Annotated in this window: 1 protein-coding gene; it reads right to left on the reverse strand. The window is 20.7% G+C overall.

Annotated features, from left to right (window positions below; translation table 11 throughout):
* Positions 1 to 252, reverse strand: a 252-nt coding sequence (locus AYC59_RS08295; RefSeq protein WP_156445494.1) for a helix-turn-helix domain-containing protein, incomplete at its 3' end; no start/stop codon positions are given.
* Positions 253 to 381: the final 129 nt, after the last annotated feature.

Raw genomic sequence — 381 nt, forward strand, 5'->3', positions numbered from 1 at the left:
TGACTTTTTATTAAATATTATCTTTCTATTTCTAAATACTTCTCTTGATATTGTGCTTCTATTTCTATTTAATTCATTTGCTATTTGATTAAAAGTTTTAAAATTTTTTAATCCAATTAATATTTCATTTCTTTCAAAATCATCTAAATTTTTTTTCATAATTTTCCTTTCAAATGTTGCATTTGTTTTTTGAATTATGATGTTGCATTTGATGTTTAAAATCAAAAAAATGAAAGTCGCAAAAACTCTCATTTTTTCTATATTTTATCATATTTTGTAAAAAACTGCCACAATATATCGTTTATACAATTTATTGTTTTGATTTATTTTTCTTGCTTGGTGAACATTCATACAATGTTGCATTTGATATTTTAGTTTACC

This window comes from Pseudostreptobacillus hongkongensis, from assembly GCF_001559795.1.
GTDB lineage: Bacteria > Fusobacteriota > Fusobacteriia > Fusobacteriales > Leptotrichiaceae > Pseudostreptobacillus > Pseudostreptobacillus hongkongensis.